This window comes from Rhizobium ecuadorense (assembly GCF_001187535.1).
Taxonomy (GTDB): Bacteria; Pseudomonadota; Alphaproteobacteria; order Rhizobiales; family Rhizobiaceae; genus Rhizobium; species Rhizobium ecuadorense.
On sequence record NZ_LFIO01001353.1, the window covers coordinates 39,104 to 54,186 of the forward strand.

General features: G+C 63.9%; 15 protein-coding genes and 1 pseudogene. 5 read left to right on the forward strand and 11 right to left on the reverse strand.

Annotated elements, in window-relative coordinates; genetic code table 11:
* Positions 1-2 precede the first annotated feature (2 nt).
* From doeA to ehuR, 9 genes are all read right to left on the reverse strand, one after another.
* Positions 3-1,184, reverse strand: a complete 1,182-nt coding sequence (gene doeA / locus AF337_RS29150; RefSeq protein WP_049734903.1) for an ectoine hydrolase DoeA — start codon at positions 1,182-1,184, stop codon at positions 3-5.
* A 24-nt stretch (positions 1,185-1,208) separates the two neighbouring features.
* On the reverse strand, positions 1,209-2,201 hold the full coding sequence (eutC, locus tag AF337_RS29155) for an ectoine utilization protein EutC (RefSeq protein ID WP_049734904.1): 993 nt from the start codon (positions 2,199-2,201) through the stop codon (positions 1,209-1,211).
* A complete protein-coding gene (gene eutB / locus AF337_RS29160; protein WP_049734905.1) occupies positions 2,198-3,199 on the reverse strand; it encodes a hydroxyectoine utilization dehydratase EutB in 1,002 nt (333 codons plus the stop codon). The genes eutC and eutB overlap by 4 nt, the downstream gene beginning before the upstream one ends.
* Positions 3,200-3,203: 4 nt before the next feature.
* Complete coding sequence (gene eutA / locus AF337_RS29165; protein WP_049734906.1) at positions 3,204-3,983, reverse strand: ectoine utilization protein EutA; 780 nt, start codon at positions 3,981-3,983, stop codon at positions 3,204-3,206.
* 1 nt (position 3,984) lies between these two features.
* The gene (ehuD, locus tag AF337_RS29170) at positions 3,985-4,644 is read right to left on the reverse strand and encodes an ectoine/hydroxyectoine ABC transporter permease subunit EhuD (protein ID WP_049734907.1); all 660 of its coding nucleotides are present in this window, start codon (positions 4,642-4,644) and stop codon (positions 3,985-3,987) included.
* 4 nt (positions 4,645-4,648) lie between these two features.
* Positions 4,649-5,308: an ectoine/hydroxyectoine ABC transporter permease subunit EhuC gene (ehuC, locus tag AF337_RS29175; RefSeq protein ID WP_049734918.1), complete on the reverse strand. Its 660-nt coding sequence runs from the start codon at positions 5,306-5,308 to the stop codon at positions 4,649-4,651.
* A gap of 75 nt (positions 5,309-5,383) precedes the next feature.
* Complete coding sequence (gene ehuB, locus AF337_RS29180; protein WP_049734908.1) at positions 5,384-6,232, reverse strand: ectoine/hydroxyectoine ABC transporter substrate-binding protein EhuB; 849 nt, start codon at positions 6,230-6,232, stop codon at positions 5,384-5,386.
* 57 nt (positions 6,233-6,289) lie between these two features.
* On the reverse strand, positions 6,290-7,075 hold the full coding sequence (gene ehuA / locus AF337_RS29185) for an ectoine/hydroxyectoine ABC transporter ATP-binding protein EhuA (RefSeq protein WP_049734909.1): 786 nt from the start codon (positions 7,073-7,075) through the stop codon (positions 6,290-6,292).
* Positions 7,076-7,197: 122 nt separating this feature from the next.
* On the reverse strand, positions 7,198-8,583 hold the full coding sequence (gene ehuR, locus AF337_RS29190; RefSeq protein WP_049734910.1) for a MocR-like ectoine utilization transcription factor EhuR: 1,386 nt from the start codon (positions 8,581-8,583) through the stop codon (positions 7,198-7,200).
* Between the two features lie 101 nt (positions 8,584-8,684).
* On the opposite strand from ehuR, the gene AF337_RS29195 reads away from it, so the two are divergent.
* The 5 genes from AF337_RS29195 to AF337_RS29215 all read left to right on the forward strand — a co-directional run bounded on the left by AF337_RS29195 (position 8,685) and on the right by AF337_RS29215 (position 13,804).
* Entirely contained in the window at positions 8,685-9,182 is a 498-nt protein-coding gene (locus tag AF337_RS29195; protein ID WP_049734911.1) for an Lrp/AsnC family transcriptional regulator, read from the forward strand.
* Between the two features lie 120 nt (positions 9,183-9,302).
* On the forward strand, positions 9,303-10,799 hold the full coding sequence (locus AF337_RS29200) for an NAD-dependent succinate-semialdehyde dehydrogenase (RefSeq protein WP_049734912.1): 1,497 nt from the start codon (positions 9,303-9,305) through the stop codon (positions 10,797-10,799).
* 89 nt (positions 10,800-10,888) lie between these two features.
* Positions 10,889-12,268, forward strand: coding sequence for an aspartate aminotransferase family protein (locus AF337_RS29205; RefSeq protein ID WP_049734913.1), 1,380 nt, complete (start codon positions 10,889-10,891; stop codon positions 12,266-12,268).
* A gap of 11 nt (positions 12,269-12,279) precedes the next feature.
* Entirely contained in the window at positions 12,280-13,353 is a 1,074-nt protein-coding gene (locus AF337_RS29210; protein WP_049734914.1) for an alcohol dehydrogenase family protein, read from the forward strand.
* Positions 13,354-13,411: 58 nt separating this feature from the next.
* Positions 13,412-13,804 (forward strand): DUF4112 domain-containing protein, encoded by a 393-nt coding sequence (locus AF337_RS29215; RefSeq protein ID WP_049734915.1) that lies wholly within the window; start codon positions 13,412-13,414, stop codon positions 13,802-13,804.
* Between the two features lie 47 nt (positions 13,805-13,851).
* Here AF337_RS29215 and AF337_RS29220 read toward each other — a convergent pair whose 3' ends face one another.
* On the reverse strand, positions 13,852-14,889 hold the full coding sequence (locus AF337_RS29220; RefSeq protein ID WP_049734916.1) for a Gfo/Idh/MocA family protein: 1,038 nt from the start codon (positions 14,887-14,889) through the stop codon (positions 13,852-13,854).
* A gap of 104 nt (positions 14,890-14,993) precedes the next feature.
* Positions 14,994-15,083 (reverse strand): annotated as a pseudogene (locus AF337_RS42710) (ThuA domain-containing protein); the annotation flags it as partial.

Sequence of the window (15,083 nt, forward strand, 5' to 3'; positions counted from 1 at the left end):
CCTCAATCCTTGACCATCAGCCTGCGCGGCACGTCGGCGAAACATTCGACGCCGCTGTCGGTGATGAGAATGCTTTCGGTCGTCTCGAAACCCATGTCGTCGAGCCAGAGGCCGGTCATGAAATGGAAAGTCATACCGGGCTTCAGCTCCGTCCGGTCGCCTGGCCGCAGGCTCATGGTGCGCTCGCCCCAGTCCGGCGGATAGGACAGGCCGATTGGGTAGCCGGTGCGGTTGTCCTTGACGATGCCGTATTTCTTCAGGACCGCGAAGAAGGCGTTGGCGATGTCCTCGCAGCTATTGCCGGGCTTGGCGACGGCAAGACCGGCCTCCATGCCTTCGAGTGTCGCTTTCTCGGCATCGAGAAAAGCCTGGGTCGGCTTGCCGAGGAAGACCGTGCGCGACAGCGGCAGATGATAACGGTTGTAGCAACCGGCGATTTCGAAGAAGGTCCCCTCGCCCTTCTTCAGCGGCCGGTCGTCCCAGGTCAGATGCGGCGCGGATGCTTCGATCCCGGATGGCAGCAGCGGCACGATCGCCGGATAATCGCCGCCGATGCCGTCGACGCCGCGGGTGCCGGCATCATAGATTTCCGCCACCAGATCGCATTTGCGCATGCCGACCTCGATCCTGTCGAAGATGCGGGCATGCATCGCCTCGACGATCCGGGCGGCGTTGCGCATATATTTGATTTCGGTCTCGCTCTTGACCGCGCGCTGCCAGTTGACCAGCGCGGTCGCGTCGACGAAGCGAGCGTTCGGCAGGTGCTTCTGCAGCGCCGCGAAGGCGGCCGCCGAGAACCAGTAATTGTCCATTTCGACGCCGATCGTCAGCTTGCCGAAGCCGCGTTCCGTCAGGATGCCGGCAAGGTAATCCATCGGATGGCGCTCGGTCGACTGCACGTAATGATCGGGATAGCCGACGATGTTGTCGTGCTGCAGATAGGCGGTGAACTTGGCGCCGTTGGCATCCTGGCCGCGGCCGAACCAGATCGGTTCGCCCTGCGGCGGCACGATCACTGCCTGGTGCACGTAGAAGGACCAGCCGTCATAGCCGGTCAGCCAAGCCATGTTCGAGGGGTCGCTGACAATAAGCAGGTCGATGCCCTTCGCCTCCATGGCGCGCCGTGTCTTTTCCAGCCGCGCGGCATATTCGCCGAGCGAGAATTTGAGATTGGGCTGGGTCATGTTTATTCCCTTCTTTTCCGTCGATCAGCTTTCGAATGGGGTGCCTACATTCGCCGCGCCGGCGCAGGCGAAGGCGAGGGTGGCGATGGCGGTGTCCTGGATGCCGGTCCCGGTGAGGTCGGCGATGGTGATCTGGTCGTCGCTCGTCCGTCCCTGCACCCTGCCGGCGATGATCTGGCCAAGCTCGGCGAAGACTGCATCGGCTGTGATCAGCCCAGCGTCGATGGCGTGATGCAGCTCGCCGAGACGCCGCGTCTGCTTCAGGCTGTCGGCGACATAGAGGCCGGCACCGGCGATGACGGCGGGGGCGATCTCGTTCTTGTGCTCCGCATCCGAGCCGATGGCCGTCAGATGCTGCCCGGGTTCCAGCCACCCGGCCTCGATGATCGGCGTCTCGGAGGGTGTGGTGGTCACGACGAGATCGGCGCCGGAGATTGCTTCTCTCGGATCCCTTATCGCGGTGACGGGAAAGCCAAGCCTTGCGGCCAGTTCCGCCGCGGCGCCCTCGGCTTTTGCGGCATCACGCGCCCATATCCTGGCGTCGCGGATCGGACGCACCAGCGTCAAGGCTTCAAGCTGCAGCCGCGCCTGCATGCCCGCCCCGAAGACGGCGGCCACGGACGCATTTTCACGTGACAGATGTTTGGCCGCGACCGCGCCGGCCGCCGCCGTGCGTATGTCGGTGAGATACCCATTGTCCAAGAGCAGCGCCTGTACCAACCCGGTCCGGCTCGACAGCAGCACCATCATGCCGTTGGTGCTCGGCAGGCCGATCTTCGGATTGTCGAAGAAACCGGGGCTGATCTTGATCGCGAAACCTTCGATGCCGGGGACATAGGCAGTCTTCACATCGACCTCGCCGCGATAGTCCGGAATGTCGAGCCGCAGAATCGGCGGCATGGCGACCGCCTTGGTTGCAAGCGCTGCGAAAGCCTCTTCGATACAGGCGACGGCATCGCGGTCGAGCCCGACGATCTCTCGCAATTGCGCTTCCGTCAGAATGATCATCCGGCTCATCGGCCATCCTCCCCGAACGTCACCATCTGGCCGTTGATCACCCGGCGGTGCTGTTCCATGTCGACATTCCGTCCGGACAGGATCGCAACGACAGGTCCGCCGGAGCGGATCTTTTCTGCAAGCAGGGCGGCGATGCCGACTGCACCCGCACCCTCCAGAATCTCGCGTTCGGCGGTATAAGCGTGGCGCATGCCGGCAGCGATTTCCGCCTCCGTCAGCAGGATGACGTCGTCGAGAAGAGCGCTGCACATGGCGAAGGTCACGCGATTGTCGAGGCCGATGCCGCCGCCGAGCGAGTCGGCAAGGCTTGGTAGCTCCTCGACCTGCACCGGCCGGCCGGCATCGAGACTCGCCTTCATCGCCGCGCCCCGCTCCATCGTCAGGCCGATCACCTTCACCTTCGGATTGATGCCCTTGATCGCGGCCGCAGCGCCTGCCGCCAGGCCACCGCCCGAGAGCGGCACCAGAACCGTTGATGCCTGCGGCAGGGCGTCGATGATCTCAAGCCCGAGCGTCCCCTGTCCGGCCACCACGGCCGGATGGTCGAAGGGCGGCACCATCACCAGCCCTTCCTCGCCGACCAGCCGGTCGACCTCCTGCTGCGCCTCGTCCTGCGATTGCCCGACGATGCGGATCTCGGCGCCGAGGCGGCGGATCTCCGAGATCTTGTTCTCCGGCACCAGCCGCGACATGCAGATCGTCGCGACGGCACCTTCAGCCTTCGCCGCATAGGCAAGCGCCCGGCCGTGATTTCCGGTCGAGGCGGCGACCACGCCGCGCGCACGTTCTGCCGGCGACAGGGCGAGCACCGCATTGGTCGCCCCGCGCAGCTTGAAGCTGCCGGTCGTCTGACGATGTTCGAGCTTCAGCCAGACGGGAACACCGGCAATGTCGCCAAGCGCTGCGGATTGTGCCATCGGTGTTTCGAGAACCCGGCCGGCGATCCGCCGCGCCGCCACGCGAATATCCTCCAGTGAAACGGGCAAGGTGCTCACCATGATCTCAGCCTTCCCCGTAGGGCTTGGTCATCAATTGACCAAGTTCGGGCCGCGCCCGATCATCGCCGCAAAGCCTCAGGCAGGCCCAGGCGGTAGCGAGATTGCTGGTGACCACCGGCTTGCCGGTCGCCGCTTCGATGCGGGCGGCGACCTCGGCTGCGCGCACGGCTGTGCAGGCGATGAACAGCGCATCGGACTGCGGCGCCAGCGCCTGCCGCGCTAGGGATGCGATGTCATCCGGCGCGATCCGCGCCATCTCGCGGTCGTCGCTCAGGCCGAGACAGGTGAAGCGGTCGATGTCGAAACCGAGATCCGCAAAATAATCCGCCATCGGCCGGCTGGTCTCGATCGTATAGGGCGTCAGCACTGAAATCCGTCTGGCGCCGAGCGCCTTCAGACCCGCCACGGCTGCCGCCGTCGGCGTCACCACGGGAGTGCCGGGTTTGGAGGCGTGAATGGCCGCTTCGATGTTGCGGTCGCCGATGACGACCGAGGCGGAGGTGCAGGAATACATGACGGCATCGAGCGTCTCATCCGGCAGGATCAGCGCAGCACCTTCCGTCAGCGACGGCTGCATCTTCAGGAGATTTTCCGGCGTGACCGGATTGGCGTAGCGGATGCGGCTGACATAGACGCCGATGCGGTCGCTGGCGACCATGCGGCGGAAATCGACTTCCGTCGTATGGTCCGTCGCCAGGATGATCAGGCCGATGCGCTTTTCGAGCGGCCGGTCATCCAGTCGCGGCGGCCGGCCGGCGGGAATGATCTCGATTGCTGTGGTCATATCAGTCCTCCCTCCTGGCGTAGCGTTCCTCGAGCCAACGCAAGCCCACGACCGAGATCAGGCTGATGACGAGGAAGAAGATGCCGACCAGCGTCATCGGCTCGATGTAGCGGTAGTTGCTGTTGGCGATGCTCTTTGCCTGATTCATCAGTTCGAGCACGGTGATCGCCGAAAGCAGCGGCGTCTCCTTGAACATGGCGATGAAATAATTGGCGAGCGCCGGGATCATCGGCGGGATTGCCTGCGGCAGGATCACATGGATCCAGGCCTGACGCGTCGTCAGATTGGCGGCCTTGGCCGCCTCCCATTGTCCGCGCGGCACATTCTCGATGCCGGCGCGATAGACCTCGGCGGTATAGGTCGCATAGTGAATGCCCATACCGATGACGCCGGCGGTGAGCGGCGCCAGCCGGATGCCGATATCCGGCAGCACGTAAAAGATGAAATAGAGCTGCACCAGCAGCGGCGTGCCGCGGATGAATTCCGAGACGAAGCCGACCGTTCTGGAAATAGCGGCGACCGGCGATCGCCGCGCGATGGCGAGGCCGAGCCCGACGACCATGGCGACGGCAGCACCGAGGATGGTCGCAAGAAGCGTGATCTTGAACCCTTCGAGAAGGGTCGGCATGATCTGCCAGACGAAGTCCCAATCCCATTCCATCCGATCAGGTCCTTATGCCGTCGAGGCTGCGGGCCATGCGCCGCTCCAGCCAGCGCATCGCCGCCGAAATCGCCAGGGCCATGAGGAAATAGAGAATGAGGATCGTCGCAAAAGGCACCAGCGTATTGCCGGTCTGCGCCCTCACCACCTGGGCCTGGAAGGTCATGTCCGTCAGCGAGATCAGCGATACGACGGCCGTGCCCTTCAGGAGCTCGATCGCATTGTTGCAGAAGGTCGGCAGCATCAACGGCAGCGCCTGCGGCAGGATGACGTGGCGCATGCGCTGATAGCGCGACAGGTTGAGCGCAACACAGGCTTCCGACTGTTCGCGTCCGACGGCCTTGACGGCGCCGCGCACCACTTCGGCCGCATAGGCGCCGACATTGAGCCCGAGCGCCAGCACACCCGCCTGCAGCGGCGTCAGCGTCAGGCCGGCAAAAGGCAGCACGAAATAGACCCAGAAGAGCTGCACGAAGATCGAAGTGCCGCGGAAGAACTCGATATAGGCCGTCGCCAGAGCCCGAACGGCGAAGAAGCGCGACAGGCGGCCGAGCCCCGCCAGGAAGGCCATCACAAGCGCCAGCGCAGAACCCATGACCGTCAGCTGGAGCGTCACCAGGGCGCCCTCGAGGATCAGTGTCAGATAGCCGGACCATACCGACATCGGCAACTCGCTTCTCTGGAGATCGTTCGGGGATAGGCCGGCCATGCCCAAGGCACGGCCGGCTCTCCGCCTGGATTACTTCGCCGCGGCGCAGAGCTTGTCGCGGCTCGTCGACATCGCCGCCTTGGCCGAGAAGCCGTAGGGCTCGATGATCTTGGCGAATTCGCCCGATTCCTTCAGCTTCTTCAACTCGACGTCGAAGGCGTCGCGCAGTGCGACGTCCTGCTTGCGGAAGGCGGCGCCGTCGCAATAGACCGGTGCATTGACGACGGGAGCGACGGTTTCGAGATTGGGATCTTTAGCCTTGGCCATCAGGTCGTGGATCGACAGAACCGGCAGCGAATAGACGTCGATGCGGCCGTCCTGCAGCATCTTGATGCCGCTCTGGCCATCCGGCACGACGATGACACGGTCGCGCGGCACGCCGGCTTCGAGCGCCAGCTTCTCCTCGGTGCCGCCGCCTGGCGCGCCGATCTTGGCGTCCGGATTGTCGGCGATATCCTTGTAGCTCGTCAGCTTCAGCGGGTTGCCCTTCTTCAGGGCAAAGGCCTCGGCGTCGCAGAGGATCGGTTCGGAATAGGCGACGGCATTGCAACGCTCCGGCTTCATGAACAGGCCGGCGGTGATCGCGTCGTGGCGGCCGGCCTGAAGGCCGGGGATCATCGCGCCATATTCCGAGATCGAGGCGACCACTTCCTTGACGCCGAGCTTTTCGAAGATCACGCGCGCCACATCGGGGGCGGCGCCCGACACCTTGCCGTCGGCGCCGACGGCGGTGAACGGCGGCTCGTTGGCGATGGCGATGCGGGCAAAGCCCTGCTCCTTCAGCTGTTCGAGTTTGTCATCGGCGGCGGATGCCGGGCCGGCCGCCGTAACCAGAAGCACCGACAGGCTGACGGCGCTCAAAACATATCCTGCTTTCATCGTTCCCAACTCCTCTGGCTTTCCTTTGAGTTTGTTCTTTGCGGGCAATGTCTGAGGTCAGACGCGGTGCCCCGCCGCTATGATCTTGCGCAGGAAGGTCTGTGTCCTCTCCTGCGTCGGATTGCGGAAGATGTCGCCCGGCTTGCCTTCCTCGACGATCTTGCCGCGATCGAAGAACAGCACGCGGTCGGCAAAATCATGGGCGAAACCCATTTCATGGGTGACGAGAAGCATGGTCATGTCTGTCTCCGACGCCAGCCGCCGCATGACGTTCAGCACCTCCTCGACCAGTTCCGGATCGAGCGCCGAGGTTACCTCATCGAACAGCATGATTTTCGGCGACAGCGCCAGCGCCCGGGCGATGGCGACGCGCTGCTTCTGCCCGCCGGAAAGCTGCGCCGGGACGCTTTTTGCCTTGTCGGCCAGGCCGACCATATCGAGAAGCTCCATCGCCCGCTTCTCGGCCTGCGGCCGCTTGATGCCCTTGGTCAGCATCGGCGCCAGCGTCACATTGTCGAGGACGCATTTATGCGGAAAGAGATTGAAGTGCTGGAAGACCATGCCGATCTTCTCGCGCATGCGATGCAGATGCCGCTCATCGGCCGGCACCAGACTGCTGCCGCGAGACATATGGTAGAGCTGTTCGCCGTCGACCTCGATATGGCCGCCGCTGATCGTCTCCAGCGTCATCAGGATGCGCAGGATCGTCGTCTTGCCGGAGCCGGACGGCCCGATCAGCGCCAGCTTCTCACCCGGCATGACATTCATCGACAGCCCATCGAGCACGGTCAGCGGGCCGTATCTCTTGACGATGTTATCGATGCGGATGATGGGCTGAGGCATTCATGTCTCTCCCTGTTGAGACAAGCAATGCCCTAACGATGACGGCCCATCGAAATCATGTCAATTCGCAAAATAATATCATGACAATTATTCTGCGAATGCCCAAGTGGAGTGCAGTGGCATCAAATCGCCAGCAGCAGCTCTTCCGGATTTCCCTGCGCCAACGCGGCGACGATCCCAAGGCCGGTCCGCAATTCGCTTTCCGTCGTCGAACCGAGCGAGATACGCACGGCCGGCGTCGAGCCCTGATCGGCGGTGCGGAACGATTTGCCGGGCGCGATCGCCACCCCGCGCAGCCTGGCCTGCGAGACAAACCCGTCCTCCGCATGGTGGCCGGCGAGCGGCAGCCAGACGTGCAGGCTTTGCGGATGCGCCCGGTAAGGCAGCCCGGCCAGCATCTCCGCCGCGATCGCGTGGCGGCTCGCAAGGGCGCGGCGCTGCCAGTTGACCAGTTCCATCGCTGTGCCGTCGCTGACCCAGCGGCTGGCGATCTCGGCCATGGCAGGCGTCGCCATCCAGCTGGAAACGAGATGCCGGTTGGCGACGGCGGCGACATAGCGGTCGGGGGCGACGAGGTAGCCGATCCTGAGGCCGGGCACGGTGATCTTCGTGAAGCTGGTGACGTAGAGCGTCCGCTCCGGCGCGAACGCCGCCATCGGCGGCGCCCGATCCTCGACCATCGGCCCGAGAATGTCGTTTTCGATGATCGCTATGTCATGCTTGGCGGCGACGGCGGCCAGTGCCTGGCGGCGCTCGGCGCTCATCAGCGCCGCCATCGGATTGATCACCGAGGGCTGCAGGAAGATCGCCCGGATCGGCCCCGTGCGGCAGGCTTCGTCAAGCGCCTGCGGGATCATGCCCTCCTCGTCGATCGCCAGCCCCTCGAGGTGCAGGCCGAGATAGCCGCAGAGCGGCACCAGCGTATGGTGACTGACCGCTTCGGTCGCAATCGTCGAACCGGGCGGCGCGACGCTCATGAGCGCCACCGTCATGCCCGAGGTCGCGCCATTCGTCACGCTGATATTCAGCGGCGATACCTCGAGCCCGCAACGCGCCAACCATTCGGTGGCGACCGTGCGGTGGCGCGGGAACACCATGTTCGGCCGGAACGACAGGGCCGAGCTGGAGGGCAGGTTTTCCGAAAGCCAGCCGAAGGCCTGGCGCAGCCTTTCCAGATGGATCTGTTCGCAGACCGGCTTCAGGATCGACAGATCGATCACCTCGCCCAGCCGCTCCGGCAGATAAGGCGGCTCCGGCTCGCGCGGCCTGGTCTGGACGAAGCTGCCGCGGCCAATCTCGCCCGAGATCAGCCCGCGGCGGCTGAGCTCATCATAGGCGCGGCTGACCGTCTGCACGGACAGATGCAGATCATCCGCCAGCTTGCGGTGCGGCGGCAATTGCGCCCCGTCGGAGAGCTTGCCGTCGGTGATTGCATTGGCGATCTGCTCGGCGAGCGAAAGGTAGGCCGGCCGGCGGAGTTGCGAGGGATCGGGGCGCCACTTTGTCATGATTTTAACACTGCTGAAAATCAGTTCAATTGACAATGCCAAAATGCGCTCCCATTGTCTTTTCGCCGCGTTTGAAATGATTTCTTTCTAAAGAAAGCACCATGAAGCTCGACGCCATCGACCTGCGCATTCTCGACGCCGTCCAGCGCGACGGCCGCATCACCAAGCTGGCGCTGGCCGAAAAGGCCGGGCTGTCGCCGACCCCGTGCTGGATGCGGCTGCGCAAGCTCGAAAAGGCAGGCGTGATCACCGGCTACCACGCCCGCCTCGCTCCACGGCGCATCGCGCCGGTCGCCAGCGTCATGATGGAGGTGACGCTCGCCAATCATCGCCAGGCGGATTTCGAACGCTTCGAGCGCGCCATCGCTGCAATCCCGGAAATCGTCGCCTGCTGGTCGGTCGGCGGCGGCGTCGACTACATCCTAAAGATCATCGCCCCCGATATCGACGCCTATCAGCGGCTGGTCGACGGGCTTCTCGACCGCGAACTCGGCATCGACCGCTACTTCACCTATATCGTCACCAAGACGGTGAAGGAGGAAACCGTGCTTCCGGTCTCTTCCTTCGCCGCATCCGGAGAGGACCAGAGCGCGTCATAGACAATCTCTCTGCCACGCCACCGTTCTTTAGACCGTCTCTCTCTTTTCGCCTCCGCCAACAGACAATCTCTCGCCCGCTCCCGTGGAAGACTCCTCGTCACCGCCACGAGGAGACTGGACATGACCGCCGTTTTTGCTCGCCCCGCCTATCATGATGCGCTGTCGCGGCTTTCCGACCGCCATCTCCTGCGCGATCTCGCCTATGTCGGCGGCCGCTGGATCGCCGGCAAAACCGGGGAAAGTTTCGAGGTTACCGATCCGGCCTCCTCGGCGACGCTGGCTTGGGTTGCAAGCCTCGGCACGGACGAGACAGGGGCGGCGATCGATGCCGCGTCAGAGGCTTTTGCCGGCTGGCGCGCCATGCTGCCGCAGAACCGGGCGGCGATCCTGCGGAAGTGGCACGCGCTGATCCTTGCGGCCAAGGAGGATCTGGCGCTGATCATGACGCTCGAGCAGGGCAAGCCGCTGGCGGAATCGCGCGGCGAGATCGATTACGCTGCCTCTTTCCTCGAATGGTATGCCGAGGAAGGCAAGCGGATGAATGCCGAAAGCGTCACCAGCCATCTGCCGGACGCGGAAATGATCGTCCGGCGCGAGGCGCTCGGCGTCGTTGGTATCGTCACACCCTGGAATTTTCCCTCGGCCATGGTCACGCGCAAGGCTGCCGCCGCCCTTGCCGCCGGCTGCACGGTCGTCGCTCACCCGTCCTCCGAGACGCCGCTTTCCGCGCTCGCCCTTGCCGAACTCGGCGAACGGGCCGGCATTCCCCCAGGTGTCTTCAATGTCGTTACCGGCCAAGCCGCGCCGATTGTGGGCGCTCTCTGTGAAGACGTCCGGGTGCGTGCATTGAGCTTTACCGGGTCGACAAGCATCGGCAAGCTTATTGTCAGCCAATGCGCGCCGACCCTGAAGCGGCTGGTGATGGAACTCGGCGGCCACGCTCCGCTGATCGTCTTCGACGACGCCGATATCGCCAAGGCAGTCGAGATCGCCGTCAACGCCAAGTTTGCCACATCGGGCCAGGATTGCCTTGCCGCCAACCGGATCTTCGTCCAGCGGCGGATCGCTGACGACTTCGCCAAAGCCTTTGCCGCCCGCATCGCCGCGCTGAAGGTCGGCGCCGGGCTTGAGGATGGCGCCGAGATCGGGCCGCTGATGCATGAGCGCGCCGTCGTCAAGGTCGAGGAACAGGTCGCCGACGCGCTGGCGCGCGGCGCCCGGCTCGTCACCGGCGGGAAGCGCCACAAGGCCGGCCGGCTGTTCTACGAGCCGACGCTTTTGACGGACGTGCCGGCGAATGCGCTGATCATGCGCAAGGAGACTTTTGGGCCTGTGGCGGCACTGACCACCTTCGACACCGAAGACGAGGTCGTCGCCCGCGCCAACGATACCGAATACGGCCTCGTCGCCTATATCGTCACGGAAAACGGCGCGCGGCAGATGCGCCTCGGGCGCGCGCTGGAATACGGCATGGTGGCGGTCAACCGCGTCAAGATCACCGGCGGCCCGATACCCTTCGGCGGCTGGAAGCAGTCCGGTCTTGGCCGCGAGGGCTCACGCCATGGGCTCGAAGCCTTCACCGAGCTCAAATATCTCTGCATCGACACCGCCGCTTAAAGCTCTTTGTTTTTATGCATGTCGTTATCCCGGAACCACACTTCCGGGCGACATGGACTAAGCCGCCCATTTCAAGAAGAGGACAGGACATGCTCGAGAAAAGCAACGAACTCACCGCCTGGGACCGCGATCACTTCTTCCATCCCTCCACCCATATGGGCATGCATGCGCGCGGCGAGACGCCGACCCGCGTCGTTGCCGGCGGCGAAGGCGTCTATATCACCGACACGAGCGGACGCAAAAGCCTCGATGCCTTTGCCGGGCTTTATTGCGTCAATGTCGGCTATGGCCGCCAGAAGATTGCCGATGCCATCGCCGAACAGGCGAAGGATCTCGCCTATTATCATGCCTATGTCGGCCACGGCACGGAAGCCTCGATTACGCTTTCGAAGATGATCATCGATCGCGCGCCTGATGGCATGAGCCGCGTCTATTTCGGCCTCTCGGGCTCGGACGCCAACGAGACCAACATCAAGCTCATCTGGTACTACAACAACATCCTCGGCCGGCCAGACAAGAAGAAGATCATCTCGCGCTGGCGCGGTTATCACGGCTCCGGCGTCATGACCGGCAGCCTCACCGGCCTGGCGCTCTTCCACAATGCCTTCGACCTGCCGCGTGCGCCGATCCTGCACACCGAAGCGCCCTATTATTTCCGCCGGCCCGACCGCTCGATGGACGAGGAGCAGTTCTCGCAATATTGCGCCGATAAGCTCGAGGAAATGATCCTCGCCGAAGGTCCTGATACCATCGCCGCCTTCATCGGCGAACCCATTCTCGGCACCGGCGGTATCGTGCCGCCGCCGAAGGGCTACTGGCAGAAGATCCAGGCGGTGCTCGACAAATACGACATTCTGCTCCTCGCCGACGAAGTCGTCACCGGCTTCGGCCGTCTCGGCACGATGTTCGGCTCGGATCATTACGGCATGAAGCCGGATCTGATCACCATCGCCAAGGGCCTGACCTCAGCCTACGCTCCGCTTTCGGGCAGCATCGTTTCGGACAAGATGTGGCAGGTGCTGGTGCAGGGCTCCGATCAGATGGGGGCGATCGGCCACGGCTGGACCTATTCCGCCCATCCGATCTGCGCCGCCGCCGGCATCGCCAACCTGGAGCTGATCGACGAACTCGGCATCGTCGAAAATGCCGGCGCGACCGGCGCTTATTTCCGCTCGGAACTGGCAAAAGCGGTGGGCAGCCATCGCAACGTCGGTGACGTCCGCGGCGACGGCCTGATGGCCGCGGTCGAATTCGTCGAAGATAAAGACGACCGTCGCTTCTTCGATGCCGCCCGCAAGATCGGCCCGCAGGTCGCCGCTGCTCTTCTCGAACGCGGCGTCATTGGCCGCGCCATGCCGCAAGGCGATATTCTCGGCTTCGCGCCACCGCTCTGCCTGACACGCGAAGAGGCGGACGTCGTCGTCAGGGCGGCAGCGGACGCGATCGAAAGCGTTTTCAAGGCATTCTGAGGAGAAGCCGCATGACGATCCCGGAAAAGATGGCCGCGGTATTGCTGACCGGCCACGGCGGCTTGGACAAGCTCGTCTATGACAGGGAGGTACCCGTTCCCACGCCGGCGGAGGGCGAAGTGCTGATCCGCGTCACTGCCTGCGGCATGAACAACACCGACGTCTGGGTGCGCCAGGGCGCCTACGGCACTGAGGACGATCCGTCCGCCGTCTCCACTTGGCGCAGGCAGGGCAACACGCTGACCTTCCCGCGCATTCAGGGCACCGATACGGTCGGCCATATCGTCGGCGTCGGCGCCGGCGTCGATCCCAAGCGCATCGGCGAACGTGTCATGGTCGATTTCTCGATCTACAATCGCGACGACGACAGCCTCGCCGACATCGATTACATGGGCCATGGCCGCGACGGCGGCTATGCCGAATATATGGCGCTGCCGGCCGAAAACGCCCATGTCGTCGCAACCGATCTGACCGACGTCGAACTCGCCACCTTCTGCTGCGCCTATCTGACCGGCGAGCGCATGCTGGAGCGGGCAAGGCTTGCCGCCGGCGAGCGTGTCCTCGTCACCGGCGCCTCCGGCGGCGTCGGCTCGGCGATCATCCAGCTGGCGCGTGCCCGCGGCGCCATCCCGATCGCTGTCGCCGGCCCCGGCAAGGAGGCGGCGATGCTCGAGATCGGCGCCGAAGCGGTCGTCACCCGCGGCAAGGGCAATCTGGTCGAAGCCGTGCATTCCGCCAGCCGCGGCGAGCCGATCGATGTCGTCGCCGATCTCGTCGGCGGGCCGTTATTCAACGACCTCCTGAAGGTCCTGCGCCCCGAAGGCCGCTATACCACGGCCGGCGCGATTGCCGGCCCGGTCGTCCAGCTCGACCTCAGGACCATGTATCTGAAGCAGCTGGAATTGCACGGTTCGAGCCAGGGAAGCCGCGCCGATTTCCGCCGGCTCGTCGGCTATATCGAAAGCCGGAAAATCCGGCCTCTCGTCGGCGGCGTCTACCCGCTGTCGGAATTCCACCGCGCCCAGACCGATTTCATGGCGAAGAACTTCGTCGGCAAACTGGTCGTGCTTCCCGACCAGAGATAGCGGGATCTCCGATCACGCGCGGCGCCGAACCTTATCGGTTTTGCGGCGTTTCACGGCCATGGACACGGGCAAAACGACATACCTCACCTCTGCCGAGCTCGGACGAATTCGGCGCGCTGCCGGCATAGCCCGTCTGATGGATACGGCGGTCCGATTGCCGGTCGTCGGTGTACGGATCGGTGCGGACTCGGTTCTCGGCCTCATCCCGGCGGTGGGCGACATTGCCGGATCGCTGGTCGGGCTTTTCATCATCGACGAGGCAAGGCGGCTCGGCCTTCCCGCCCACAAGCTCGCCCGCATGGCGGTCAATCTCGGCGTCGACGCCGCCTGCGGCACGGTTCCGCTGATCGGCGATATTTTCGACGTCTATTTCAAGTCTCACCGCCGCAACGTCGGCATCATCCTCGACCACTTCGGCGTGAGCGAGGACGAGTTGAACCGGCACATCTGACGAACCGAGCAATCTGCAGAAGCCGCCCTGAACCGAAGCGTCTTTGTCTAAAGCTCAGTCAGAGCGCCCGCCGTCTTCACGGCGTGATCGAGGACGAATTGCAGCTTGGCCGCGTGGCCGAAGCCTGGCTCATCCGGCTGCCCCTTTTGCACGGCGTTTGCAAATCGCTGGAAGTTCGTGATGACCGGTTCGACCTCGATCGTGCGCCAGATCGCCTTGTCGGCATCCGCGCCTTCACAGGCCCTAAGGGTCGAACCTTCAGGCGTATGCAACACCTCCAGCGCGCCCTTGTCTCCGTGCAGACGCAGCCGCAATTCGTTGAGATGGCCGGTCGCCCAGCGCGTCGCATGAATGACGCCGGCCGCGCCGTTTTCGAGTTCGGCCATCATCAGGAAACTATCGTTTGCATCGAGATCATACTCGCCGATCCGGTTTCCGGGGCTCTTGTCGAACACCTTGAGATGCGATGCGGCCGCCTTGACGTCGCTTCCTGCGGCAAAAACCGCGAAGTCGAGAATGTGGATACCGACATCGCCCAGCACCCCATTGGAGCCGTGTTTTGTCGAGAGCCGCCAGAGCCATTGCGATTCCTTGGTCCAGTCGCCCCAGGCCTTCGAAACCAGCCAGCTCTGAAGATAGGACGCTTCGAAGTGGCGGATCGCGCCGAGACGCCCGTCCAGCACCATCTTGCGGGCGGCTTGCAGCGGCGCCACATTGCGATAGGTCAGGTTTACCATCGTGACCTTGCCGGAGGCCGCCGCGGCGTCGGCCATCTCCTTGGCCTCTCGGTAGTTGACCGCCAGCGGCTTCTCGCAGAGCACATGCTTGCCGGCGCCGAGTAACTTCATCGTCGTCGAATAATGCGCGCGATCCGGCGTGACATTGGTCACCGCGTCAAACTCACCCCAGGCAAGGGCGTCATCGAGCGACGTGAACGTCAACGGGATAGCATGCCTGAGCGCGAAGGCCCGCAGCCGGACCTCGTCCGTATCGACGGCAGCAACAATTTTGACGCCGGCGATTTCCGAAAAATGCATGGCATGGGTGTTTGCCCATCCTCCGGTACCGAGAATGATCAAGCGCATTCTTTTTATCCTCATGGTTATCCATCAAAGCGTGAGCGGCCGCGAGATCATCGCGGCGCCTTGCGGGGCCGAGCGGGCCGTCCGCGCCCACAGCGTCTCATCTCTCAGCGGTAACCGGCTTCGCCGGCCTGGTGCAGCCTCGGGCCGCGTTCGACGATCGGCTCCAGGGCCTTTTCTACCGGCACATTTGGGGC

Bases quoted from the DNA above. Each gene is read 5' to 3' on its own strand.
- doeA (WP_049734903.1), bottom strand. From the start codon at position 1,184: ATGACCCAGCCCAATCTCAAATTCTCGCTCGGCGAATATGCCGCGCGG.
- eutC (WP_049734904.1), bottom strand. From the start codon at position 2,201: ATGAGCCGGATGATCATTCTGACGGAAGCGCAATTGCGAGAGATCGTC.
- eutB (WP_049734905.1), bottom strand. From the start codon at position 3,199: ATGGTGAGCACCTTGCCCGTTTCACTGGAGGATATTCGCGTGGCGGCG.
- eutA (WP_049734906.1), bottom strand. From the start codon at position 3,983: ATGACCACAGCAATCGAGATCATTCCCGCCGGCCGGCCGCCGCGACTG.
- ehuD (WP_049734907.1), bottom strand. From the start codon at position 4,644: ATGGAATGGGATTGGGACTTCGTCTGGCAGATCATGCCGACCCTTCTC.
- ehuC (WP_049734918.1), bottom strand. From the start codon at position 5,308: ATGTCGGTATGGTCCGGCTATCTGACACTGATCCTCGAGGGCGCCCTG.
- ehuB (WP_049734908.1), bottom strand. From the start codon at position 6,232: ATGAAAGCAGGATATGTTTTGAGCGCCGTCAGCCTGTCGGTGCTTCTG.
- ehuA (WP_049734909.1), bottom strand. From the start codon at position 7,075: ATGCCTCAGCCCATCATCCGCATCGATAACATCGTCAAGAGATACGGC.
- ehuR (WP_049734910.1), bottom strand. From the start codon at position 8,583: ATGACAAAGTGGCGCCCCGATCCCTCGCAACTCCGCCGGCCGGCCTAC.
- AF337_RS29195 (WP_049734911.1), top strand. From the start codon at position 8,685: ATGAAGCTCGACGCCATCGACCTGCGCATTCTCGACGCCGTCCAGCGC.
- AF337_RS29200 (WP_049734912.1), top strand. From the start codon at position 9,303: ATGACCGCCGTTTTTGCTCGCCCCGCCTATCATGATGCGCTGTCGCGG.
- AF337_RS29205 (WP_049734913.1), top strand. From the start codon at position 10,889: ATGCTCGAGAAAAGCAACGAACTCACCGCCTGGGACCGCGATCACTTC.
- AF337_RS29210 (WP_049734914.1), top strand. From the start codon at position 12,280: ATGACGATCCCGGAAAAGATGGCCGCGGTATTGCTGACCGGCCACGGC.
- AF337_RS29215 (WP_049734915.1), top strand. From the start codon at position 13,412: ATGGACACGGGCAAAACGACATACCTCACCTCTGCCGAGCTCGGACGA.
- AF337_RS29220 (WP_049734916.1), bottom strand. From the start codon at position 14,889: ATGCGCTTGATCATTCTCGGTACCGGAGGATGGGCAAACACCCATGCC.